Origin of the sequence: Streptomyces sp. NPDC058691, assembly GCF_042714775.1 — a bacterium.
Classification (GTDB): Bacteria; Actinomycetota; Actinomycetes; order Streptomycetales; family Streptomycetaceae; genus Actinacidiphila.
The window spans coordinates 150,718-171,975 of the sequence record NZ_JBHXSO010000001.1 but is presented as its reverse complement, the minus strand read 5'-3'; the positions used below and the strand labels follow the sequence as shown (position 1 = coordinate 171,975).

18 protein-coding genes, 1 tRNA gene and 4 pseudogenes are annotated in these 21,258 nt (G+C 67.1%); 6 read left to right on the top strand and 17 right to left on the bottom strand.

Annotation, left to right across the window (positions count from 1 at the left end; genetic code table 11):
• Positions 1-3: 3 nt before the first annotated feature.
• From ACFWVC_RS00795 to ACFWVC_RS00770, 6 genes and pseudogenes are all read right to left on the bottom strand, one after another.
• A complete protein-coding gene (locus ACFWVC_RS00795; RefSeq protein ID WP_384273294.1) occupies positions 4-1,419 on the bottom strand; it encodes an FAD-binding oxidoreductase in 1,416 nt (471 codons plus the stop codon).
• 228 nt (positions 1,420-1,647) lie between these two features.
• Complete coding sequence (locus ACFWVC_RS00790; protein ID WP_384273291.1) at positions 1,648-2,328, bottom strand: phosphatase PAP2 family protein; 681 nt, start codon at positions 2,326-2,328, stop codon at positions 1,648-1,650.
• Positions 2,329-2,539: 211 nt separating this feature from the next.
• Complete coding sequence (gene hpnD / locus ACFWVC_RS00785) at positions 2,540-3,478, bottom strand: presqualene diphosphate synthase HpnD (protein ID WP_384273288.1); 939 nt, start codon at positions 3,476-3,478, stop codon at positions 2,540-2,542.
• 663 nt (positions 3,479-4,141) lie between these two features.
• Complete coding sequence (locus ACFWVC_RS00780) at positions 4,142-5,317, bottom strand: cytochrome P450 (protein WP_384273283.1); 1,176 nt, start codon at positions 5,315-5,317, stop codon at positions 4,142-4,144.
• 255 nt (positions 5,318-5,572) lie between these two features.
• Positions 5,573-5,722 (bottom strand): annotated as a pseudogene (locus tag ACFWVC_RS00775) (IS3 family transposase); the annotation flags it as partial.
• 106 nt (positions 5,723-5,828) lie between these two features.
• On the bottom strand, positions 5,829-6,761 hold the full coding sequence (locus ACFWVC_RS00770) for a TIGR03619 family F420-dependent LLM class oxidoreductase (protein ID WP_384273280.1): 933 nt from the start codon (positions 6,759-6,761) through the stop codon (positions 5,829-5,831).
• 658 nt (positions 6,762-7,419) lie between these two features.
• Here ACFWVC_RS00770 and ACFWVC_RS00765 point away from each other — a divergent pair.
• Both ACFWVC_RS00765 and ACFWVC_RS00760 read left to right on the top strand, forming a co-directional pair.
• A complete protein-coding gene (locus tag ACFWVC_RS00765; protein ID WP_384273278.1) occupies positions 7,420-8,058 on the top strand; it encodes a TetR/AcrR family transcriptional regulator in 639 nt (212 codons plus the stop codon).
• A 395-nt stretch (positions 8,059-8,453) separates the two neighbouring features.
• Positions 8,454-8,735 (top strand): hypothetical protein, encoded by a 282-nt coding sequence (locus ACFWVC_RS00760; protein WP_384273275.1) that lies wholly within the window; start codon positions 8,454-8,456, stop codon positions 8,733-8,735.
• A gap of 134 nt (positions 8,736-8,869) precedes the next feature.
• Here the strand turns inward: ACFWVC_RS00760 and ACFWVC_RS00755 are convergent, their stop codons facing one another.
• The 3 genes from ACFWVC_RS00755 to ACFWVC_RS00745 form a co-directional block, all read right to left on the bottom strand.
• Entirely contained in the window at positions 8,870-9,421 is a 552-nt protein-coding gene (locus ACFWVC_RS00755; protein ID WP_384273272.1) for a GNAT family N-acetyltransferase, read from the bottom strand.
• A complete protein-coding gene (locus ACFWVC_RS00750) occupies positions 9,418-9,843 on the bottom strand; it encodes a hypothetical protein (RefSeq protein WP_384273269.1) in 426 nt (141 codons plus the stop codon). Before ACFWVC_RS00750 ends, ACFWVC_RS00755 begins: the two co-directional genes overlap by 4 nt.
• Positions 9,844-10,128: 285 nt before the next feature.
• Entirely contained in the window at positions 10,129-11,124 is a 996-nt protein-coding gene (locus ACFWVC_RS00745) for a LuxR C-terminal-related transcriptional regulator (RefSeq protein WP_384273266.1), read from the bottom strand.
• A 164-nt stretch (positions 11,125-11,288) separates the two neighbouring features.
• Here ACFWVC_RS00745 and ACFWVC_RS00740 point away from each other — a divergent pair, with 164 nt between their 5' ends.
• Positions 11,289-11,612, top strand: a complete 324-nt coding sequence (locus ACFWVC_RS00740; RefSeq protein ID WP_384273263.1) for a hypothetical protein — start codon at positions 11,289-11,291, stop codon at positions 11,610-11,612.
• 176 nt (positions 11,613-11,788) lie between these two features.
• Entirely contained in the window at positions 11,789-11,950 is a 162-nt protein-coding gene (locus ACFWVC_RS00735; protein WP_384273261.1) for a hypothetical protein, read from the top strand.
• Positions 11,951-12,178: 228 nt separating this feature from the next.
• Here the strand turns inward: ACFWVC_RS00735 and ACFWVC_RS00730 are convergent, their stop codons facing one another.
• The 3 genes and pseudogenes from ACFWVC_RS00730 to ACFWVC_RS00720 form a co-directional block, all read right to left on the bottom strand.
• Positions 12,179-12,301 carry a DUF6233 domain-containing protein gene (locus ACFWVC_RS00730; RefSeq protein ID WP_384273686.1) on the bottom strand — a complete coding sequence of 41 codons (123 nt, stop codon included), beginning with the start codon at positions 12,299-12,301 and terminating at the stop codon, positions 12,179-12,181.
• Positions 12,302-12,323: 22 nt separating this feature from the next.
• Positions 12,324-12,756: pseudogene (locus ACFWVC_RS00725) on the bottom strand (GNAT family N-acetyltransferase); the annotation flags it as partial.
• A gap of 504 nt (positions 12,757-13,260) precedes the next feature.
• Positions 13,261-14,550: a hypothetical protein gene (locus tag ACFWVC_RS00720; RefSeq protein WP_384273258.1), complete on the bottom strand. Its 1,290-nt coding sequence runs from the start codon at positions 14,548-14,550 to the stop codon at positions 13,261-13,263.
• A 397-nt stretch (positions 14,551-14,947) separates the two neighbouring features.
• Between ACFWVC_RS00720 and ACFWVC_RS00715 the strand changes: the two genes are divergently transcribed.
• Positions 14,948-15,026 (top strand) — tRNA-Met (locus ACFWVC_RS00715).
• Between the two features lie 263 nt (positions 15,027-15,289).
• Positions 15,290-15,454, top strand: a pseudogene (locus ACFWVC_RS00710) (ISL3 family transposase); the annotation flags it as partial.
• 954 nt (positions 15,455-16,408) lie between these two features.
• On the opposite strand, the gene ACFWVC_RS00705 reads toward ACFWVC_RS00710, so the two are convergent.
• From ACFWVC_RS00705 to ACFWVC_RS00685, 5 genes and pseudogenes are all read right to left on the bottom strand, one after another.
• Positions 16,409-16,828, bottom strand: coding sequence for a carboxymuconolactone decarboxylase family protein (locus ACFWVC_RS00705; protein ID WP_384273255.1), 420 nt, complete (start codon positions 16,826-16,828; stop codon positions 16,409-16,411).
• A gap of 507 nt (positions 16,829-17,335) precedes the next feature.
• Positions 17,336-17,716: pseudogene (locus ACFWVC_RS00700) on the bottom strand (3'-5' exonuclease); the annotation flags it as partial.
• Positions 17,717-17,770: 54 nt separating this feature from the next.
• Complete coding sequence (locus tag ACFWVC_RS00695) at positions 17,771-17,956, bottom strand: hypothetical protein (protein WP_384273254.1); 186 nt, start codon at positions 17,954-17,956, stop codon at positions 17,771-17,773.
• A gap of 493 nt (positions 17,957-18,449) precedes the next feature.
• Positions 18,450-19,712, bottom strand: a complete 1,263-nt coding sequence (locus ACFWVC_RS00690) for a hypothetical protein (protein ID WP_384273252.1) — start codon at positions 19,710-19,712, stop codon at positions 18,450-18,452.
• Positions 19,705-21,246, bottom strand: a complete 1,542-nt coding sequence (locus ACFWVC_RS00685) for an alkaline phosphatase D family protein (protein WP_384273249.1) — start codon at positions 21,244-21,246, stop codon at positions 19,705-19,707. The genes ACFWVC_RS00690 and ACFWVC_RS00685 overlap by 8 nt, the downstream gene beginning before the upstream one ends.
• Between the last annotated feature and the right edge of the window lie 12 nt (positions 21,247-21,258).

Sequence of the window (21,258 nt, the reverse complement as noted above, 5' to 3'; positions counted from 1 at the left end):
TCGTCAGGATGGGCGGATGTTGTGATTGATACGGAACATATTGGCCGGGTCGAATTCCCTCTTTATCTGTGCCAGACGTTGATAACGATCTGGTCCGTACACTCGCTGGACGCCCGTTTCGGTCAGGGCGTCGTGAGGTGCGACGAAGTTTCCTGAAACCCGGTCGTCCGCCCAAGGGGCGAGTTCCTTGGCGAGGATATCAAGGGAAGCCTCGAGTGCTGAGGCGTCGGACGAGCCGGCGGTACCGGTAGCGAAGACAAGGAAGGGCAAGCCGCGTGACGGCACCGCGTTGGGGACCAGCGGTTCGCGGTCGAACGCGCCGCCTAGAGCGCGTACCTCGACCATGAGGAGTGGGCTGCAGCCGGCTTCAGGGCCTGCGAGTTCGAGCAGCTTGTCCAACGTGTCTGCGGTCAGTTCGCGTAGGCAGAATCCACGGTCAATCGTCGGCAGTGGATCGACGGGATCCATGTGAATGTCACCTGCCTGCTCGAACGGGCGCTCAACGACGAGGTCCAGCAGCGGAGTCGCAACGGCGCGCAACGGTGCGAGGAGAGTTTCGCCTTCGGCGGCTGTGCCAAGGTGAGCAAAACGAAGGTGCAGGACGAACTCGCCCCGCAGAACGGGAGGAAGTTCCGGGATGTTCGGTAGCCGCATGAGGGCCACAGAGGTAGTGGTCTCTTCACCCAGAGTGTCGACGAAGGTACGCCACGCCCTGAGGAGCTCGGGTGAATCGTCGCCCGAGAAGTAAATGCCACCGCCGTAGAAACGCGTCACCGGGAAGAGGCTGAATTCCATGCGGGTGACGATTCCGAAATTTCCTTTGCAGCCGCGCAGCGCCCAGAAGAGGTCCGGTTCGGTGTCGCTCGCCACGTCGCGTACCTGCCCGTCGGCGGTAACCACTTCCATCCGGAGCACATGGTCGGCGGCATACCCATAAGAGCGGCCCAGCAGAGGGCTGACTCCGCCGCCGAGTGTGTATCCCATGATGCCTACATTTGGGGCTGATCCAACTATGGGAGCGAGTCCGTGCTTGGCTGTCGCGGAGAGGGCGTCCGTCCAGCGCACGCCGGCTCCAACGGTCGCCGTGGCGGCACGGCCGTCGACAACGATATCGGTCATGCGGCGGGTGGTGATCAGCATCCAGTCGTCCCCCTCCTCTGGGATAACCGTCTGATGGGCGGCGTTCTGCACTCCGACGGCAAGGCCGTGCTCTGCTGCGAAGCGCACAGCGGCGGCTACATCGCCGGTCTCTGTAGCACCCACGGCGATGCTGGGGCGTATGGCCTGGCGCAGGTTGAAGACAGCGCATTCCGCCTCGTAGGCGCCGTCTTCGCGCGTCAGGACCGGCCCTGCAACAGCGGCTCGCAGTCCGGACAGTTCCCGGGGTGTGAAAATTCGGGCAGAAGATATTATCGTCACGATATATCCTTTTCCTGTGGCTGCATCATTCGGATCTCATTGGCGCTGGAGGTAGTAAGGTCTGCATTCCCAGCAGGGAGTGACGCATTGTTTTTCCATGGGAGGTTCCTCGGGCCTTCCGCGACTCGTCGGTGCGACGGCAGATCAACGCGGGGGGGCACGTTCCGCGATGGGACGCGACGAAGCAGGTACGGCCCGGCCTGCCTTTCACTGCCGCCCGGTCGCGTGTTAGCGGTTGAGGACGTTGTTCAGTGCGTGGTGCGGTCGTCGGAGTGACTTGCGTGCGGTCAGCCGCCTGGCAACAGGCGGTAGTTCCAGGAATCCCAGGGTGAGCAACAGGGCGGATGTCGCGCTCAGCACACCGCCTGCGACGTCCGGAGGGTAATGCGCCCCTAGGTACATCCGAGCGAGCGCCACCCCCGCCGTCATCAGAACACCGATTACCGCCACCAAGGCTCGGGCCCGCCGCCCGCGTACGATGAGGACCGTGGTGAGCGCGACGGCCGCAGCGATCGTCGTGTGCCCACTGGGAAAGCTCTGCGCGTTGTCCGGTGGATCCACCCACAGCCGGACCGGTGGGCGGTGCTCAGCTATCGCCACCTTCGTCACAAGCGTCAGCGTCGGCGCCCCGACAAGCACAAGCAGTGCCCGCGCCGCGTCCCGCCGGCGGTGCAGTATCCACAGCGCCAGTGGAATCAGAAGTGCAAGCGCCACTCCAACCTTGGTCTGCGTCACTTCCGTAGCTGCCTTCGCCATCCACGTCAGTGCACCATGGCGCCGCTCGGCGAGTCCCTCGTCGAAGGCTGTGTCCCACCGCGTCAGCACAGCGGTCTTCGCCACGAGCCCCAACCCGAACAGTGCCACAAGCACCGCCAGACCACCGGCCAGCTTCCTTCCACCTGCTATCACTTCACGTCCTTCCGTCGGCTGACGTGTCGTTCGCCGCCGAAACGATGACAACTTGCTCCTCAGTGAGCACGCCGATGAGACGGCCAGCCCACGCGCACACGAATGGCCTGCCCGCCCATATCAGCAGCCCAGGCACCCGTCGAGCGGTGCCTAGCGAAGCCTTCCGGAATTGCCCGACTCCCCCAACAGCGGGACGCTCATCCCGACCGCATCACATGCTCGATCCGGCACGCTTCCGGAGAATATTGCGTGCGTCGAAACCAGACAGGCCACGAGCAGCGATGTACGCCTTCTCGTGCGCTGCCAGTGAGACCCGGCCGCGCAATACTGCCTCGGGCTCGCGCACGAAGCGGTCGAGGAGCCTGCGGTATATTCCTGCCATTGCGGCCACGCACGCACCACTGCGCCGGTCGAGCATGGGCAGGAGACGAAATCCCTCGTCGTACAGCTCAAGGGCCCGGCGGGCCTCGAAGCGAACAAGCTGGGCGAAATCAGCATCGAGCGGCAGTGCAGCGCTGCGGAAACCCGCACCGCATCCGAACATCCTCAAATCCTCAGCAGGCAGATATGTACGCCCTATGGCCGCGTCCTCGCGCACGTCTCGGAGTATATTCGTGAGCTGAAGCGCAAGTCCCAGCGTGTCGGCGTACTCGGCCGCGCGTTCCGTATCGGGCGCGCCAGGTACGGTTCCAAACACGCCGAGCGAGAGGCGTCCCACGGCTCCCGCGACCCGTCGACAGTAGAGCTTGAGGTCGTCCCAGGTCTCGTAGGTGGCACTACGGACATCCATGAGGACACCGTCGATCACCTCTTCCAGTCCGCTGAGGGGAATCGGAAAGCGCCGCGCGGCGTCGGCCAGTGCCACAGCTATCGGATCAGCGTCGAACTCATCCACCTCCCCGGCCTGCACCCGCTTTATCACTGCGCGGGCCGCTTCCAGCTCTTCCTCCTTCCTGTCTCGTTCCAGAGGGCCGTCACCGATGTCGTCCACCAGCCGAGAAAAAGCATAGAGTGCGGACATGGCACGCCGTTTCTCTTGGGGTAGCAACCTGATGCCGTATAAAAAGTTCCGGGCCTCATGGCCGGTGACGACCTCGCAGTACTTGTAGGCCGCCAGCACTCGAGCGGTCGCGTATTGCTTCGTTTCCATGGTTCACCTGGTCTTTCCTATGTGATCTTCAAACTATTGACTTCACTGAATGTCCACTGGTGGGTCGCAGCCCACTTCGCTCCAGCCGCTCCGGTGCTGTTCTTTACGCCCACGCCCCCCTCATCCGGGTAAACAACGAGCCGCTCATGCTGGGCCTCCTGTCGATGCCGACACGGCCCGGCCGCTATACGCCGGCCGGAACCCGAGCAGTCCGCCCCCGCGTCCCTGCTATGGCGCAGCCAGCGGTGCAGTGCCGCTCGCGTCCGGTCTGGCTAGGCACCACCCGGGGCCCGCCAACGGCCACGGCGAGCTCATACGTGATCACATCGAAGAACCTGAACTCGGGGTGCGATTGCACCAGGCGTCCGCAGTCTGTGGTGATCAGGTTGCCTAGAGAACATGCATGATCACCCCTGGCCGCGGGCCTCTTGCCACCTGGGGGGCAACCAGCCGTGGAACACACCGGGTGACCGATGATCAAGCGTGACGAACGGACGTACCGCTCGTCGGCAGGCACGGTCCTCCAGGCAGGTCACGGGGCGTCGAGAACTCCATGATCTTGGAAGCCCGTGTCTGTCCTGCTTCTAGCCCCCTCGCCCAACGAGCCGTCACGAACCGGACGACGGCCGACTACGCGGGAGCCCTGGGGGGCGCGGTGGATGGTCAGGACAGGCGTACGGGCAAGGTGGTAGGGCCGTGCATGAGTAGGCTGTCGCGCATGGTGAGGGCGTCGGGTGATACCGCGAGCCGCAGGTCGGGGAATCGTTCGATCAGCTTGCCCACCGCGGTGTGTGTCTCCATGCGCGCGAGTGGAGCACCGGGGCAGTAGTGGATGCCGTGGCCGAACCCCAGGTGGCGCGCGCTCTGGTCCCGGTGGGTGTCGAAGCGGTCCGGGTCGTCGAATCGGGCGGGGTCGCGGTTGGCGGACATGACCGAGACGAGGAGCGGCTGGCCGACCGGCACTGTCACGCCGCTGAGGGTGACCGGTTCGGTTGTCCAGCGTTGGCTGGATATGTTGACGGGGCTGTCGTAGCGGAGGACCTCCTCGATAGCCGCAGGCAACAGGCCGGGTTCGGCGCGGACTTCCGCCAGTTGTTCGGGCGCTCCCAGGAGCGCGAGGACGGTGTTGGCGATGAGGAAGACCGTGGTGTCGTGGCCCGCCACGAGGAGAAGCTCCGCATTGTGGAGCAACTCCGTCTCGGACAGTGCGCCTCCTTCCTCCGAGGCCGCCACAGCTAGCGCGGAGAGTAGGTCGTCCCCGGGGCGGGTCCGCTTGTCGGCCACCAGTTTCTCCAGGTAGGCGTAAGCCTCGCGCTTCACGGCGGGGTCGTCCTGCGTCCCGTTGATCGCTTCCGACCAGGCGGTGAAGTCGGCCCTGTCGTCCTCGGGCACGCCGAGCAGCTCGCAGATGACCAGCATCGGGATGGGCAGGGCGTACGCGGAGATCAGGTCGACCTCGCCCTGCTCGGCCATGCGGTCGAGCAGTTCGTCGGCGAGCTGCTCGATCTTGGGGCGCAGGTGTTCCACGGCGCGCGGGGTGAACGTCTTGTTCACCAGGCGGCGGATGCGGGTGTGGTCCGGCGGGTCGAGGTAGAGGAGGCTTTCGTGACCTTCCCCGGTGTCCTGCTCGGGGACGTTGCGTCGGTCCCGCTTCACCCGGGGATCCGTCATCAGGCTCATCACGTCGTCGTAGCGGGTCACGAGCCAACCCTCGCCGTGCGAGGCTCCCGCGTGCACGTGACCGACCGGGCACCCGGCCCTCCGCTGTGCCATCACTCGCTGCGCGTCCTGGACGGCGCGGTCGACGGGAAAATCGGTCTCGTTTGATAGTGCGGTCATAGCGCCGCCCCTTCCGTATGGTCACTGGCCCCAGCGCACTCGCTGAGCAGCCACGCTTCAGGCTTGTGGTCGAACTCGTACCGACAGACGACGACTGAGGGCAGATGGTGCCGAACCGGTAGCGGTGTCATCGTCACTGTGATCGACGCGCTTACGGCCGGTTGCCGCCTCGGCCTGCGGACCCCATAGGTCGGCGGAGGGAGCCCGGGGTGGGAAGTCAAGCGCCCGAACGGCCCCCAGCAAGCAGGTGCGTGAGGCCCATGCGGCCACATGCGTGAATTCGGCCACCCAAGTGCGGTTCGGCGTCGGGACGCCGAAGTCGCGGTCTACCCGGTCCAGTGCCCTGGCGGCGGCCGGGTCCGCATTGGTGGTGATGACCTTCTTGCCACGGACGGCGCCGGCGATGCAGGTCAGGAGCACTCTCCGCTTATGTGATCAACCCTCAGACACCCCACCTCGTGAAAGGGTGAGGCTGACGTCCGTCGCGGGCTCGGCCGCTCTGCCGTCGCGCTCAGACGCCCGCAGCGCGTGCTGCCGTATACACGTCATGCAGGACTTCCAGGACGTGGTCCCCGTCACGGGTGGTGAAGCAGAGGTCGAGCAGGACCTCTTGGAGTCCGTCGATCTGTGCATGGGCGAGCAGGTCTTCAACGATCTGCTCGATGTTGCCCTGGAACGGCTGGCGGCCTTCTCCTTCATAAGGCTTCTCGGTAAGAATGACGTTGGCACGGACCGTGAAGTCGAGCGGGCGAGTGCGGCCACGCTGGGCCGCCACGTCCTGCATCTGCTGCCAGACCCCGGCCAACTGGCCGGCATGCATGCCTGTAGGCATCCATCCCTGCGCGCGGTCTACCAGACGACGCATGGCTTTGCCGCTGGTTGCCGCCAGGTAGACGGGCACAGGGCGGACCGGCTTAGGGCCGATCTCAGACGGTGCGATCCTGCTCAGGGCGCCCTGGTAGGAGACAGGGTCGGGACCATGGACAGCGGCGAACACGTCGAGCACTTCGTCCAGGACGCGCCCGCGCTCCTCGAAAGGCGCGACCGATCCAGCAGCGTACTCGTCGAGCGACCAGCCGGTGCCGAGGCCCGCAACCGCACGACCGCCCGTAGCCGCATCGAGCGTTGCGAACCAGCGGGCCAGCTGCAAAGGCACGTGATAGGGAGCGACGAGGACACTGGTGCCCAGTCGGGCCCGCTCCGTGACCGCGGCGGCCATCACCAGCGTCACCAGGGGGTCGGCGACGCTGCGGTACTCGTCAGGCCACGCAAGCCCGGGCACGTCGTAGAGCCCCTGCGTCGTCGGGGTCGGGAACAGGGTGCGCTCGAACACCCACAAACTCTCGTAACCCGTCGCCTCAGCGGCCCTGGCAACCCTGACAATGTCCCTGCTCAGGTCGAACTTCTTCATCTGAGGCAAAGACGTACCGAGCTTGATCGACATACGGGACTCCTTCGAACAAGGAACAGTGAAGCCGACATTCGAAGACCCGCCCCGGCGGAGAGATGGCGACCGGCCACTGGAAAGGTGGCCCAGGCGGCAGCCGGCGTGCGTCGGCATCGGTTCCACCGGCGGCCAAAGGACCGATGTGAACCATTCCGGGGGGGGGCCTTCTCCCCGGAGGGCGGACAAGGCCCGGCTCTACGCGCCGTCTCAAAGGGCAGGGTCGAAGCGGATGGGATGCGGCGGGCGCTGGCCTCGGTGCTGCTGCCGCGGGCGGCCGTTGGCCGGCTGGTGTGAGTCAGGCTTCCTTGGCGGCCTGCTCGAGTGCGTTGCGGAGGATCGCCGCGGGCGCTGCCGGGCGTGACAGGGGCGCTGGAGGGCAGTTGCACCGTCCTGACGTCGATGCCGGGCAACTCGTTGATCAACTTCCCCCACATCTCCTTACGGTGCCACGCGCCGTGCACGAGGAGCAGTGTGGGGAGATCCGACTTCCGCATGATCTTCCTTGCGAGTTCGTTGGGCCGACCTCCGCCACCTTAGACGAACGTCCGTCCAAAAAGCGACCTGGTGCTCTGGCCAGCACCCCCTGGGCGCCGGAGGCAGCGGTCGAGTGGGAGTGGTCTATACTGGACGGTCGGTCGTCCAAGAGGGGCTAATCATGTCTGTTGAGGCGACAGGGACTCGCGCTCGCCGTACGCGGAGCAATGGGGAGCGGAGCCGACACGCCGTGTTGTCCGCAGCACCCGCAGAAGCGACCGTGCACGGCCTCCAAGGCCTCACCATCGGAATGCTGGCCGACAAGCTAGGCATGAGCAAGTCGTCACTGCACGCACTCTTCGGATCCAAAGAAGAGCTGGAACTGGCCATCATCGAACAGGCTCGCCTGGTTTACGACGAACAGATCGTCCAGCCTGCTCTCCAGGAATCCGATCCTCTAAAAAAGCTCCTCGCTCTGTGCGAGAACTGGCTCTCGTTCGTCGAACGGGACATTTTCCCGGGCGGCTGCTTCTTCGCGGCCGCGAACTCGGAGTACGACACCCGCCCAGGAGCCGTCCGCGATCAGCTCGTACTCCTCTACAGTCGCTGGACCGAATTGGTCAACGCCGTCGTCGTGGAATCACAGGAAGCCGGCAGGCTGTCCGGCGAGCAGTCACCGCAGGATCTGACGTTCCAGGTCCTCGCTATCCTGCGTCAGGCGAACGACATGTACCTGCTGTATCAGGACGCGAGCCACATCGAGACGGGCCGCACCATCGTGAGACGCCTCCTGGGAATTGACGTGCATGCCGGGCGATGACGGGATCATGAAAGTTTCCTCACGCTCGTCCGCCGTTTTCCCGGTAGCGCCGAGGCTCTCCCCCCAGGACCGACATTGCGGCCTGGTCGATCTCCCACCCGCGCTGCGGGAGAGCCTTCGGGCCCCGCCCGGACGTGCAGGCGTCCTGACCCCGGAATGACGAAAGCCGCCCCCACCACACCAGGTGGCCGGGCGGATTCGTCGTGCTCGGTGGACTCAGCGAAGGTAGGTCCACTGCCATTCGGCGATCGACGTCCCCTGCGCTGCTTCGGCGAACTGCTGCACCGAGGCCGTCTTGAACTTGGCGCGGGTGGATTCCAACCACTCCTGAGCGGCTAGTTAGCCCTGCTGCAGGTACTCCAGGCCCTGATCATGCATCCCAGCCTGTCGGCGTCGTGCGCGACAAGGACTTCCAGGCTGTCGCCGTTCTCGTCCTCGTGGATGACCGCCTTGATGCCCTCGGCGACACCCGGGTGGGTGTCGGCGACCCGATCGGCCGTGCCGACCGTCTCGTTGTCGGCCGCTGTAATGAAGTTCGGTTCGGAGGGCGAGCAGTTGTGCTGACGGTGATAGCTGGCGCCCCGACTCACCCATCACGCCGCGACTACGTCCGCCCCGCACAGGAAGTCAAGCGCGACCCGTTCAGCAAGATCCCCGTGTACGACCCGGACGCGTAGAGCCTGTTTCGCACGTCGCCTTCATCCCTCAGGTGCGGCCAACCTGCAGAAGCGACGGAGGCACTACCCGATCTCGACCTTCGGGTGGGGCCTCCGTCCGCTTTCCCATTCTGCCGGGCCGCTCCCGGCCGCGGCTAGCCTTCGTGGGTCGGGCGAACCATCATCGCCAGGACGGGGGACTCTGGGGACGGACTGCAGGTCCCGATGTTGCGGTATCCCCACGACTCGTAAAGCCGCAGCACCTTCCCTTCGCCGGCGGCCGGGTTCACCATCAGCGACGCATACGCCGTGGCGGGGTGCGCCTCCAGCAGCGCGTCGTGGGCCCGGCGCGCGGTGCCGGTCTTCCGCCACGCCATTCGCACCCCGAGTTCCTTCACGGCGAGGGCAGTCGCCGCGGTGTACTCCTCGGCCGGGGCCGGGTCGACGCGGGTCCACCACGGGTCGGCGTGCTCGACGGTGTGGGCATACGCGTAGCCGACCGGCTCACCGTCGTCGGAGTATGCGAGCACTGCGGTGAAGCCCGGTGCGGCGCTGTGCCGGTCCAGGCGCTCGGTGAACGCGCTGACGGCGTAGTTCGGCAGGTGCAGCAGGTCGGCCCTCACGTCGGCGTAGACGGCAACCAGGTCGTCCCGTACAGGCGTGAGGTCGTAGAAGGTGCACAGGGCGGTGGCCAGTGCCGTCGTCATGCGGCAGCTCCCCAGGTGGCTCGAGCGTACTCGGACCAGGTGCCAGCAGCGGCGCTGCCCGGGGCAATAGCCTCCAGCCGTGCCCCGAACTCGCGCAGCATCAGGGCGACGCGCGGGTGCTGGACGGCCGCCTCCGTGGACACCGACATAGCCGTGGCGGTCGCCTCCTCCACGGCATCCTGCTCAAGCTGTGCGCGCGCCAGGCGGGACGTGGTGATGGCCCGTGACCGCTTCATGTGCGGGCGCAGACTGGCCAGACTGCGGTAGGCGTGGAACTCGGCCCGCTCATAGTCGCCGAGCGACATACACGCGGACTGGGCGAGAGAGTCCAGCTCGGCCTGGGCATAGAACGCCAGTAGCCACACGGGCCGGGACTCACCCGGGTCTCGGTCACCGGGCAGGCACCTCCGGATGGGGCTCAAAGAGGACTCCCAGCCTATCCCTCAGAAGCCCTCCGTCAGGCCCTCTCGGACGACCGGGAGCGGGAAAAACGGGAGCCCCGTCATCCCGAGTGCGCCAGCCGCGCTCGGCCGAGTTCGCGGGACCCTGCCGGCGACACGGGATCCGGCAGAGCATGGGGAAGGTCGGCTCCAGTTACGACAGTGCCGCGGCAGAGAGCTTCTTCGCCTCGCTGAAGCGAGAGTGCGATCCGCGACTTATACCAGGGCAACCTCGTCGGATGGCACGAAGCTGGCCCGACGGTGTGGTCAAAGGTGGTCGGGAAGCCAGCCGCGCTGCACAGCCCGGGCGCCGGCCTGGAAGCGGCTGCGCGCGTTCAGACGCTCCATCAGGTCGGTCGCGATGCGTCGTGCGGTACGCGGTGAGACGCCGAGGCGTTTGGCGATGGCCTCGTCCGTCAGGCCGTCCGCGAGCAGTTGCAGTGTCGTGGCCTCCTGCCCGGTCAGGCCCTTGTCATCGCGGACTGGACGGGGGCCCAGTGGCTGGGCGGTCGCCCACGTGCTTTCGAACAGCGCACACAGGGCGGTGATGGTGCCCTGCCCGTTCAGGACGACGGCGCCCGCCGCGGTGTCGTCGGTGCTGACTGGGATGACGGCGCGACTGCGGTCGGTGATGATCATGCGGCAGGGCAGGGCCGCAACGGTCCTCACCTCTCCACCTCGTTCAGTGAGCCACGTGAGGTAGTCCACGGTCGGCTGGTGATTGCGGATGCTGTCCAAGTAGACCGTCCGCATCCGGATTCCGCGGGCCAGCAGTTCTTCATTGAGCGGTTTGGCCGCGTCAATGGCCTCCTGTGACTGGGCTCCGCCGGCCGCGAACGTCATGACCTCGCTGGAAAGCTCCCGCGTCAGGGACGCCAGACGATCACGTATCTGATCCAGTCCGAGCAGTTGCTCCACCCCTGGGGAGGGTGCTTGCGGACGCAGGTCCGCACATTCGGCGATCAGCTGGGCGGCCGCCGCGCGGGATGCCTCGATGCGCTGCTGCCGCGCGGCCAGGTCGGCCTGCTGCCGCGCCATGAGCAGTTCCATGCCCAGCTCGGGCGGGACTGCGCGCAGGCGGCCGGCATGGTCGTATGAAGCCCTGACGAGGGCCAGTTCACTCAGGGTGTCGAGAGCGCCGCGCACCTGCGACTGGGCCAGGCCGAGGTGCTCGCTCAAGGCGGCCACGCCATCGTCGGGGCGGGCGAGCATGGCCCGGTAGACCGCCTCCGCGGCGGCGTCGAGTCCCAGCGCCGTGAGCATGGATGACCCCCCTGGTACATGGTCCGGCAGCGTGATCATTGCAGGACGCACGCCCGCACGCGGGAGGTTCACGAACTGTTCCGGTGGACGGTTCCGGCCACTGCCCGAACAGTCCAGGTTGTGCAACTAGTGGTGTTTCCAGCCCGGTTGACAGGCTCAAGGGCATGTATCTCGTGCATGCCCGGCTCCGGGCCACCCAGCAGGCCGTACTTCCCGGGGACATGGGCGCCTGGATGTGGACGCACGCCCGGGCCTGCGACAAGGTCGAGCACATTGTCGTGCACCCCGCCGCCCGTCCGTATCCCGTCCTGGGCCTGTACCTTCTCGCCGATCGGCTGGAGCACGCCGAAGCCCGCGCCGCCGACTTGTGTCGCCGTGTACTTCGCGCCCGCGCCGAGCTGGCCGACTGGGAACTCGTCGACGCCCGCGTGCCGATGACCGCACCGATCTACGAGGCGCTCTTGGCCCCACATCCCCCACTGGACTGATCCGTCCAGGGCCGAATCCGTCCAGCCCATGCACCTTCCACACCCGCTGACCTGCGACGAAGCTAGTGCTCGCCAGCAGGGAACACCACCCGGACGGCAACCGGAAGACGCGTCAACCGCGGGACGCCACAGCCGGAGACAGCTCCTTTACGCCGATCTCTCAGGACAGGACAGCCGTGATTCTCAACCAGATCGTCAAGGCCGCCGCGGTCACCGCCATCTTCTTCGGCTCGACCGTCCTCCTGCCCGCGACGGAAGCCGCCGCCGCTCCCGCCGGCACCAGCACAGCTGCGCACAGCGCCGCTGCTCCCACGACCGACGACATGATCTGGGACTGACCCGGGCCACGCTATGCCCCAGCCCTTTTGAGTGGTCGGGCTGGGGCAGGCATTGGATCCCGCGGCTGCCTGATGCAATCGGCGGCCGAGTCACCCACGTGAAGTAATTCGGAACGATCGTTGGAAGGCGTTCGCACGGAACAACTTGCGTCTCGTGTCACCGGCCCCGGGCGTCCCTCTGCGGACGGTCGGGGCTGCGTCATGTCTCCAGCCGGCCCTTACGTGCGTTCAGCTCCCGGCGGTGGGGCGGCAACGGGGGCACGCCGGCACCTCGGGCATGTCGAGGGCAAGGGTCAGCTCCTTCCGGGTCAGCCAGCCACCAGCCGCCTGCGGGCAGTCCGCTCGGTGCACCACGCCACGACCCGCACGATCTCCGTTGGCAGCCGACTGCGAGCAGAAGCCCCGTAGCGTCCTGCTCGGGAGGCCATGGCGTTCGCTCCGATCACTGCCGTCCGCCCCGCCCGTGCTGGTTGACGAGCTGGCGGATCCGCTCCTCGGCCCAGCTCAGCATGGCTGAGCCGATGCCCTGGAGGCGTTGCTCGGGCAAGAGGTAGCCGCGGTGCAGGTAGAGCCACGTATCGTCGCGCACGACCAGGATCTGATTCTTGGACGGCTCCTCCAACGTGATAGAGGCTTCGACGATCACAGCCGCTGTCGGAAGCCCTTCCACAACCGAGTGGGTATCGACCCGGTCCCGTTCAGCACCCCAGTCGCACCGCGGCCATGGCGCGATGGTCTTCGTCGCCGCGATAGGGCCGGAACCCGAAGCCGACCGGAAGGTCCTGTGCTGGCGTGCCATCCGACATGACCGGATGATCTCGAACTTCGAGGCAGGTCCCTCACCTTATTCGTGCCGCGGTCGTCTGCGGCGTTCAACGACCTGGCCGCGTTCGAAGCGAGCCTCGGCACGGACAAGGGCGACGAGATGGGGTGCGTTTCGGGCCCGCCACCGCTGCCGGGCTGACTCGACGAGCTTCAAGACCATGGCCTGGGCGGCGGGCGCGCTGTTTCGGCGCCTCGGGCCTACTCGATGAACAGAAGTCGATCACTCGGAAGGTACGCCCTTCGCGTCCCAGGCCGAGGCCGATCCACAGGTCATGAGCGTTGCTCGCCCTCGTTTCGCAGCCACGGCTACCCCCGAACACAGCTCCGCTTGGAGCTGCGCTCCGGCCGGCGTGGGCGCCGGAGCGCGCTGCGGACCGTGGCGGCCCCGCAGCGGCGAGGGGCCCGTTGTGCAGCCGTTGCGCGTCGTGGACACTTCGAAGGCCCCGCCGAGGCTCGGCGAGGCCTTCGAGGCGTCGGGTGGGGCGTCAGGCGATCTTCTTGTAACGCAGGGCGACGTAGGACGAGGCCGGGTGGCCACCGATGTCGCCGCTGTAGACGTTCGCGGTCGAGTAGTTCATGTCCGTGGCCGTGCTGCCCTCGGCGTAGTAGTAGAAGGTGCCGGCGTCCTGGTTCTTCCAGCCCGCAAAGAGGACGGCGTGATCGGAGTAGTCGTTCAGCGCGTCACCGGGCTTGAGGTCGGCCTTGTCGATCTGGGTGCTCACGCTGGGCAGGGTCTCGGTCGTGAGCGAGGTGGTGAGGTGCCAGGTCATGGAGACGAAGCCGGAGCAGTCGGTGCGGTAGGAGTGGTCGCCGTCGACGTCGGTGGCGTAGGCACTCTGGCTGTACTGGATGTTGCGGTTGTACCAGTCCTTGGCTCGGGCGATGACCTCGTTGCGGTAGATGGTGCCGCCCTGTACGGACTTCGGTGGGGTCGCCGGCACGTAGGCGCAGTTGTTCGCGTAGGTCGACAGCAGGCTCTGGGTCCAGCCGGACGCGTCCACCGGGTCGTCGGAGTGGTACGCGATGTCGCTGCCGTCACCGTCGGTCGGGTCCACGTCGTGGTACCAGTACATGCCGCCGTTGGTGCGGCCGTAGTAGAGGCCGCCACCCGGCGAGGAGAGCGAGTCCACAGCCGACCAGCCGCTCGACTTCAGGACCGAACTGTCCCAGTCGTTCACTCCGTTGATCTTGTAGCTGAGCAGTCGGCCGTCCGAGGTCGAGGCGATGATGCGGTCGTCGCCCGCGGCGGCGAGCGTCTTGAGGACGAAGCCGGTGTCGATCACGACGTGCTGACCTATATGGGCCGAGCCTGCGGGCTTGGCCTGCGACACCAGGTATTGATGGAGCTGGCCGTCGACCGTCCCATAGAGGTGACCTGCGCCGTCGTAGACCAACTTGTCGAAGGTCCAGCCACCGTCCCAGATCTTGACGACACCCGCGACCGTGAGAGACGTGCTGTTTGTCTGCACGTCGACCCGGTAGAGGTCGCCTGTGGTCGACGTGACCAGGACCGTGTTGAAGTTGAGGGCCGCCATCGCCTTGGGCGTGAAGCCGAGGTTCGGGCCGATGAGCGTCTTGACGCGGTCGCCGGTGTTCGGCGCGATCTGGGTGTAGGTCAGCCGGCCGTCGGACAGCGTGCCGTACATCGACACGTCACCGGTGCACGAGGCAACGGCATGCGCGGCTCCGGCGGTGGTCGCGACCAATCCGAGGGACATCGCGCTGACGGCGACCACAGCGGCGGTGGTACGGCGGACGGCATGGCTCAGCTTCATGATCTCTCCTGCGGTGGGTAAGTCGAGCGGGCGAAGGCACACATCCCTGGCCCAAACAGCTGCCCTGCAGGTGCAGCTGTGAAGGATGTCTTGGGTGTGACGCCCGGTGGCAGGAACTACTTTCGCCGCAGGTCACGCGGGTTGGAAGAGAAGGCATAGGGACGCAAACGTCCATGGCCTGTTCTGTCCTGATCATGCGTCGGCGCCCCGCCGCCCCCACCCGCATGACCGACGCCGTGCCCACGCGCGAACACGCCACCCCCTCGGGCTGAGCACCTGTTCGGCATCCGGCCCCAGCGCAGTAGGGCGATGTCCGTAGAAGCACGGCGCAGGCCATGGAACCTCCGCGATAAATCCCTGCGCAGCCCGGCCAGGAAACATAGACTGAATGCACCGACGCGGGGTGGAGCAACTCGGTAGCTCGCTGGGCTCATATCCCAGAGATCGCGTGGTTCAAATCCCGCCCCCCGCTACCAACATCCGGCCTCTGCCCGACTTCCCGTCAGGCAGAGGCCCCAGTGGCGTGTAGACCGCCTGGCCACGCCCACTTCGGCGTCACAGCCGGCGTCTACGCCCACGCACGCCTCCAGCGCCACGCCATCGACACCTTGAGCGATGCACTGGCTGAGGGCGGCGAATCCGAAGAGTCGCCGCCCTCAGCGATGGTCGTCCGCTGACGTTGCCGTCAAACGGCGTTACGCAGGACTCCGACCATCTGCTTCCACAGGAATACGGGCCCGCCCGGGGCCTGGACCGAGACCGGGACGCAGTGATCGCCGCGCTCACACTTCCGTACAGCAACGGTCCCACCAAGGGCGTCAACACCAAAACCAAGCGGATAGCGCGCCAAATGCACGGACGAGCGGGATTCACCCTACTTCGCCACCGCATCCTCCTCGGATAGCACCACTCTTCGTCACCACCGAATGTGAGACAGGGCCGTTCAATGGACAAACCCACAGCTGCCGGCCGGTCCGCGCTTACGCCCGACCATGTCGGGCGCCGGTTTGCTGGCGGAGACGTCATCTCTGCTGGTGGCGTCCGCGATGACGTCGTCGGCGTGGAGGGCGGCCCGCATCACGGCGAGCTCCTTGCTCTCTACGGAGGTGACGATCCGGAAGCCCCGGGCTGCGACCGCCCACAGCAGGTCCGCGGCACCGAGCGGAGGTGCGAGTACGGGGCCGTAAGCGCCGTACAGGTTGTGCCGTTGCTGATCATGCCGTCCTTGCTGCGGTCGCGCTCCTCGCCCAGCAGACGCTCCAAGAGATGGTCGGACCCCATGCCGATGAAGCGGTGGATGTTCGCCATCGGCACCGTGTATCCGGATTACCGAAACGCCTCCCGGTACGAAGCCGCGTGAGCGCTGGGAGTTACCGGCGGGGTGGTCGTTGATCCAGGCCAGGCCGCTGGGGTCGAGGCGGGTGTGGGTGACGGCGACGTAGGCGAGGCGGGCGTCGGCGTCGTTGATCGGCCCGCCTCGCTGACACGGTGCTCATCCAATCGGTCGGAGGTCCGCCTCGGTCAGACCCCGGCGCAGCCGCTCCGGCTCGGTGGAGCGCGCACCACGGGCTACGACGCGCCGGCCGATCCCGCGGAAGACTCTGCCGCTCGAAGCCGCCACCGACCGATAGGGCGGGTCGATCATGTCTGCGCGTCGCATGCATTGTTGATGGCCGCTTGGAGCTGGAGCCAGGTGGGATCTTCTGTCGTTGCGGTGGACACCGTTGCCAGATCGGCCGAGTTCCAGGTGCGGTCTCCGTCTGTGAGGACGAGGTGCCCCGTACCCGGGTCCGGGTGAGGGCGGTCGGCGCGGCGACGCGGTCGGGACCGGGAGTCCCGCCGGCGAGGTCGTGGTGCGTTACTGCTGATCGACGGGGAGGAGTCCGCGTTCAGCGAAGACCTTCTTGGCGACGAAGGTGGCATTGAGGGCCCTGGGCATGCCGCAGTAGACGGTGGAGTGCAGCAGCACCTCCACGATCTCTTCGGGGGTGAGGCCGACGTTGAGGGAGACGCCGATGTGCACCTCCAACTGTGGTTCGCAGCCGCCGAGGGCGGTGAGCATGGCGAGGTTGAGCAGTTGGCGGTCACGCGGAGCCAGAGCCGGACGGTCGTAGATCTCGCCGAAGGCCCAGGCGGCGAACTGGTGCCCGAGCTCGGGGTTGACGTCGGCGAGGGAGTCGACGACCTTCCGACCGCCCTCACCGCCGATGCGGGTAAGGACGTCCAGACCGTGCTGCAAGCGTTCCTGGCGGGCTTTGGCGGCGGGGCTGGTACTCATGCAGACCTGTCCGTTTCTGGCTGCCGGAGAGCAGTGTCTCGTAGTACTTGATCCTGCCCGTCCAGCACGGTGAGCCACGATCAGTGACGAGTCGTGACCGTCGGCGAACCGGGAGCCGAAGCCCGTGTCGCGACGCGCTGCGCTGGACGGGGAGTCGGCCATGACGCCGACTCGTTGAACTGCGTTGCCGCAATGCTGCAACGACAAATCGCCATGAATCCAACAAGTAGTGCTTCAGATGGCATGAGAGGTGCTCATCAGCCCAGCTCAGCGCGTACACCACCGTGCCCGCACTCCTCGGCACGGGGCAGATAGAGCGCGAGAACGGAGCCCTTCTTCGCGTAGGCGACCGCCCTCCACGTACACACAGACGTCGACGCCCCCGGCCGGGACCCGCACCCTGCCGGGACCGCTTGCGTATCCGCTCAGGCGGGCGTTGTAGTACGGGACGCCAGCGCCTGCGCGGCCAGTGCAGGGCGTGTGTCCGCAGACCACGGTGCCGACGAATCAGCCCGGCATCACGGCAGGTACCGGGCCGGGCGAGCGGTGGGGGTTGCCGTCTGAGTGGTCGTTGTTCCAGGCCAGGCCGCTGGGGTCGAGGCGTTGGCGGGCGCGGGTGACAGCGACGTAGGCGAGGCGGGCGTCTGCGTCGTCGATCGGGCCGGGCACAGGGTTTCCGTGTTCGTCCCGCTTGTCGCTGTCCTTGGGCGGGTGGAATTCTCCGACGATCTTCACCTGGGGCCATTCGCGACCCTTGGCCTTGTGCACGGTGGAGACCGTGACCTGCGCGTTCTTTTCGTCGACGAGGCGGCTGACCGCGGCCAGGATGGCGTCCGCTTCATGCATGTCGACGAGGTCGACGAATGGCTGCAGGTCACCGCCGGCGGGTACCACCGAGCCCCGCGGTCACCGGGTGATCACCGGCTCTGAGGCAAACGGTGATCAGCCGCGGAGCTCGGGCAAGCCGTCCTTGTACGAGCAAGACTCGTAGTCGTAGCGGGTCAGGCGATCCCACTGTGTCCCTGTCGCCTGCTTCAACGCCTCCTCGTGCACGTAGAGCAACAGCTCGCACCGCTGCCCGGTGAACGGCGCGAACCACTCCGGATCGTGGAACACGCTCTCGAACACCCCTCGACCCGCCGCCACAACCGCAGCCCGCGTGTGCAGGAAGAGGCCGGCACCAGATGGGCTCCGGTGATCGCGCGCGAGCAGGCCTGGGCGGACTCGACGAGCGCCGTGGACATCGAAGGACCTGATCATGTCACCGCTGCTGCGGAAGTCGTCGGTGACCGCGTCCGCATCTGGACGGAGGTGCACTTGCGGATCGCGGGCGTCTCGCGGCAATCGTTGGGGAGCCTTGGGCTACGCCCCGATCGAGTGTGGATTCCAGACCGTCTTCTGCGCGGTCACGCAGGCCAGGCCTCGAACCGAGTGCTTGGCGATGAGGGCCTCGGCTGACCGGCTCCTGAGGGCCGCGACGGGCACGACCGATTCCGGGCCGCCCCGCGGAGGTGATCCGGCAGTCGGTGCCGGAGGACCGCGTTCTCGCGCGGTTCCGGAACCGACTGCCGGATCTCCCCACCCGGTGTGGCCCGGTGGTCGTCCGCGGATCGAAGGGACGTCACCAGTCCGAGTTGGTCGCCCCCAGACTCAGCAGGACCTGGTCGAAGGTGTTGCCGTCGTTGTCATCGGTGTACGACATGGAGAGTGTGCCGAACGGGGAGGAAGCCAGCGAGAGCTGCTCCTGCCGGCCGGTCGTGACCTGGCTGACGGACTGGGCCGGCAACCGGCCGGCGAAGGTGCCGTCGGGGTTGAGGCCCCGGGCCCAGACCGCTGGATCGGTGCCGGCGACGCTCCAGCCGACCACGGCGTCGCGCTGGTCGTCGATGCCGACGGTGGGGTTGCCTGCTCCGGCTCCGCTGGAGACCTCGACCTCGGCCGAGCCGGCGGTGCCGGTCGCGGTGAACGATCGGGCCCAGACGCCACGGGTCCCGGTGTGATCGGACTCCCACGCCACGGCGAAGTCGCCGTTGAAGTCGGCGGCCACGGCCGGGCGTTGCTGCTGCCCGTCGCCGAGGCTGTTGGCACTGCGGCGGCTGAGCGTGACCGCCCCGTTCGCCTTGGCCAGCTTCACCAGACCGATCTGGTAAACGCCGTTGTTGTCGGTGTCCTCGTCCCAGACGACGACGGCGTCGCCCGAGGCGGAGGTCGCGACGTCGGGGTTGTGGTGTGCGCCGCCGGCCGCGTTGACCGTCACCTCGTAGGCCTTGGTCGTGGTCCCGGTGAACCCGGCTGCCTTCACCGTCGCCGCCGCTGTGCCCTGGATGTCCTCCCACACCACGGAGAACGCGACCGCCGTGGTGCTGTTGGGCGCGCCGTCCGGATCGACCGCGACGCGCGGATGGATCTGCTGGCCGTCGGCGCTCGCGTTGGCCTGGCCGGAGCCGAGGAGCGCCCCGGCCGGGGAGAGCACACGGTAGGTGATGTTGTAGAACCCGTTGGCGTCCGGGTCCTCCGCCCACACGACGACGGCGTTGCCCCGGTCGTCGAGTCCCACGTCCGGTTGGAGATGCCGCCAGGCCACGCCCGCGGTCCCGCCGGCCGAGAGCTTCTTCTCGTAGGCCGAGACGCCGTTGCGGAACATCCGCACCCACACGTCGCTGTGCGCGTTGTCGCCCGCGTTGGTCGAGTCGCGGTCGTCCTCCCACACCACCGCGACGTCACCGAGGCGGTTGGCCGCGATCGAGGAGGTGTCCTGGTCACCGGCGGAGTCGCTGTTCGCGGTCACCCAGGACGAGGGACTCGCCGCCGAAGCCGGGGCGACCATGGCGAGGACGGCGACCAGGCCGGCGACGGCTGCGCCGAGTACGGAGAGCTTACGCATCGGCCAACCCCGGATTTCCCTCGTGGATGACAAAGGTCCGGACGGTGGTCGCCGGCGCGCCGTGTTCGGTCACCGTCGCCACCGACCGGAAGTCGGCTGTGAGCTGCGACGGCGTGATGTGCGTGCGGACGTAGCCGCGCCGCTCGGAGTAGAAGCGCAGATGCGGGTTGAGCGACCCGTTGGGGATCGTCGTGGTGGCGCTTCCGTTGCCGGTGCTGGTGATGGAGGTGCAGACGAGCTCGGAGCCGATCGTCGCCGACGACGGATTGGCGTAGTCGGCCTTGAGGTTGTTGCCCCACGACGCGTGCACGTCACCGGTGAGGACGACCGGGTTGCGTACGCCGCGGTCGATGATGCCCTGCTGGATCCGCGCCCGGCTGCCCCGGTACCCGTCCCAGGCATCCATGTTCATAGCACCCGCCGAGTTGATGTTGCGGGCGAAGAAGACCTGCTGGCCTATGAGGTCCCAGGTGCTCAGGTGTTGTCCCAGTCCGTCGAGCAGCCATGCCTCCTGGTTCGCGCCGGTGATCGAACGGGCCGGCAGATCGGCGTCGGCGCAGACCTTCATCCCGTCGCCGCAGGCCTGGTCGTCGCGGAACTGGCGGGTGTCGAGCATGTGGAACGTGGCGAGGGTGCCCCAGCGGACCCGGCGGTAGAGCTGGATGCTGTTGCCGGAGGGGGTCGCGGCGGCCCGTAGCGGCATGTTCTCGAAGTAGGCCTGGTACGCGGCGGTGCGACGCGCGGTCCACTGAGCCGCCGTCAACACGGGGCTGCTGTCGGCGCGGACCATGTTGGCGTAGTTGTTCTCCACCTCGTGGTCGTCCGGCACGACCAGCCACGGCGCGATCGCGTGCGCGGCCTGCAGGTCGGGGTCGCTGCGGTAGAGCGCGTAGCGGCGGCGGTAGTCGGCCAGCGACACGATCTCGCTGCCGAGGTGCTGGCGCACGGCGCCGGCGGTGGCGCCGCCCTCGTAGATGTAGTCGCCCAGGTGCAGGATCAGGTCGGGGCGGTCGTCGGCCATGCGTCGGTAGGCGGTGTAGTAGCCCTGCTCGTAGTGGGCGCACGAGGCGAAGGCCATCGTGAAGTCTCGCCCGACCGTGTTCGGAGCCGGCGCGGTGCGGGTCCGGCCCACCGGGGAGATGAACCCCTGGGCCCGGAACCGGTAGTAGTACTCCGAGTCCGGGGCGAGTCCACCGGCCAGCACGTGCACCGCGTGGGCCTGTGCGTAGCGCGCGGTGAACGTACCGGAGCTGACGAGGGTGGTGAAGTTCTGGTTGGTCGACACCTGCCAGTCGACGGCGACGTCGGCGTTGGGCATGCCGCCCTGACCGTCCGCGTTGGTCGGTGTGGGAGCCAGACGCGTCCAGAGAACCACGCTGTTGTCGTCCGGTTCGCCGGAGGCGACACCGAGCGTGAAGGGGAAGGGAGTGGAGGCGGCGACGGACGGCTGGGCCGCCGCCCCGATTTGGAGCGCCGTGACGCTCGCGGTGGTGAGCCCGCCTAGGATGAAGATGCGGCGACTGAGGTTGCTCATGGCCGCAGATGA

What these genes read in the sequence shown, in the direction of transcription:
- hpnD (WP_384273288.1), bottom strand. Translation starts at nt 3,478, where the DNA reads ATGGAAACGAAGCAATACGCGACCGCTCGAGTGCTGGCGGCCTACAAG.
- ACFWVC_RS00720 (WP_384273258.1), bottom strand. Translation starts at nt 14,550, where the DNA reads ATGAAGCTGAGCCATGCCGTCCGCCGTACCACCGCCGCTGTGGTCGCC.
- ACFWVC_RS00690 (WP_384273252.1), bottom strand. Translation starts at nt 19,712, where the DNA reads ATGCGTAAGCTCTCCGTACTCGGCGCAGCCGTCGCCGGCCTGGTCGCC.
- ACFWVC_RS00755 (WP_384273272.1), bottom strand. Translation starts at nt 9,421, where the DNA reads ATGACGACGGCACTGGCCACCGCCCTGTGCACCTTCTACGACCTCACG.
- ACFWVC_RS00740 (WP_384273263.1), top strand. Translation starts at nt 11,289, where the DNA reads ATGTATCTCGTGCATGCCCGGCTCCGGGCCACCCAGCAGGCCGTACTT.
- ACFWVC_RS00770 (WP_384273280.1), bottom strand. Translation starts at nt 6,761, where the DNA reads ATGTCGATCAAGCTCGGTACGTCTTTGCCTCAGATGAAGAAGTTCGAC.
- ACFWVC_RS00705 (WP_384273255.1), bottom strand. Translation starts at nt 16,828, where the DNA reads ATGAGTACCAGCCCCGCCGCCAAAGCCCGCCAGGAACGCTTGCAGCAC.
- ACFWVC_RS00780 (WP_384273283.1), bottom strand. Translation starts at nt 5,317, where the DNA reads ATGACCGCACTATCAAACGAGACCGATTTTCCCGTCGACCGCGCCGTC.
- ACFWVC_RS00685 (WP_384273249.1), bottom strand. Translation starts at nt 21,246, where the DNA reads ATGAGCAACCTCAGTCGCCGCATCTTCATCCTAGGCGGGCTCACCACC.
- ACFWVC_RS00765 (WP_384273278.1), top strand. Translation starts at nt 7,420, where the DNA reads ATGTCTGTTGAGGCGACAGGGACTCGCGCTCGCCGTACGCGGAGCAAT.
- ACFWVC_RS00745 (WP_384273266.1), bottom strand. Translation starts at nt 11,124, where the DNA reads ATGCTCACGGCGCTGGGACTCGACGCCGCCGCGGAGGCGGTCTACCGG.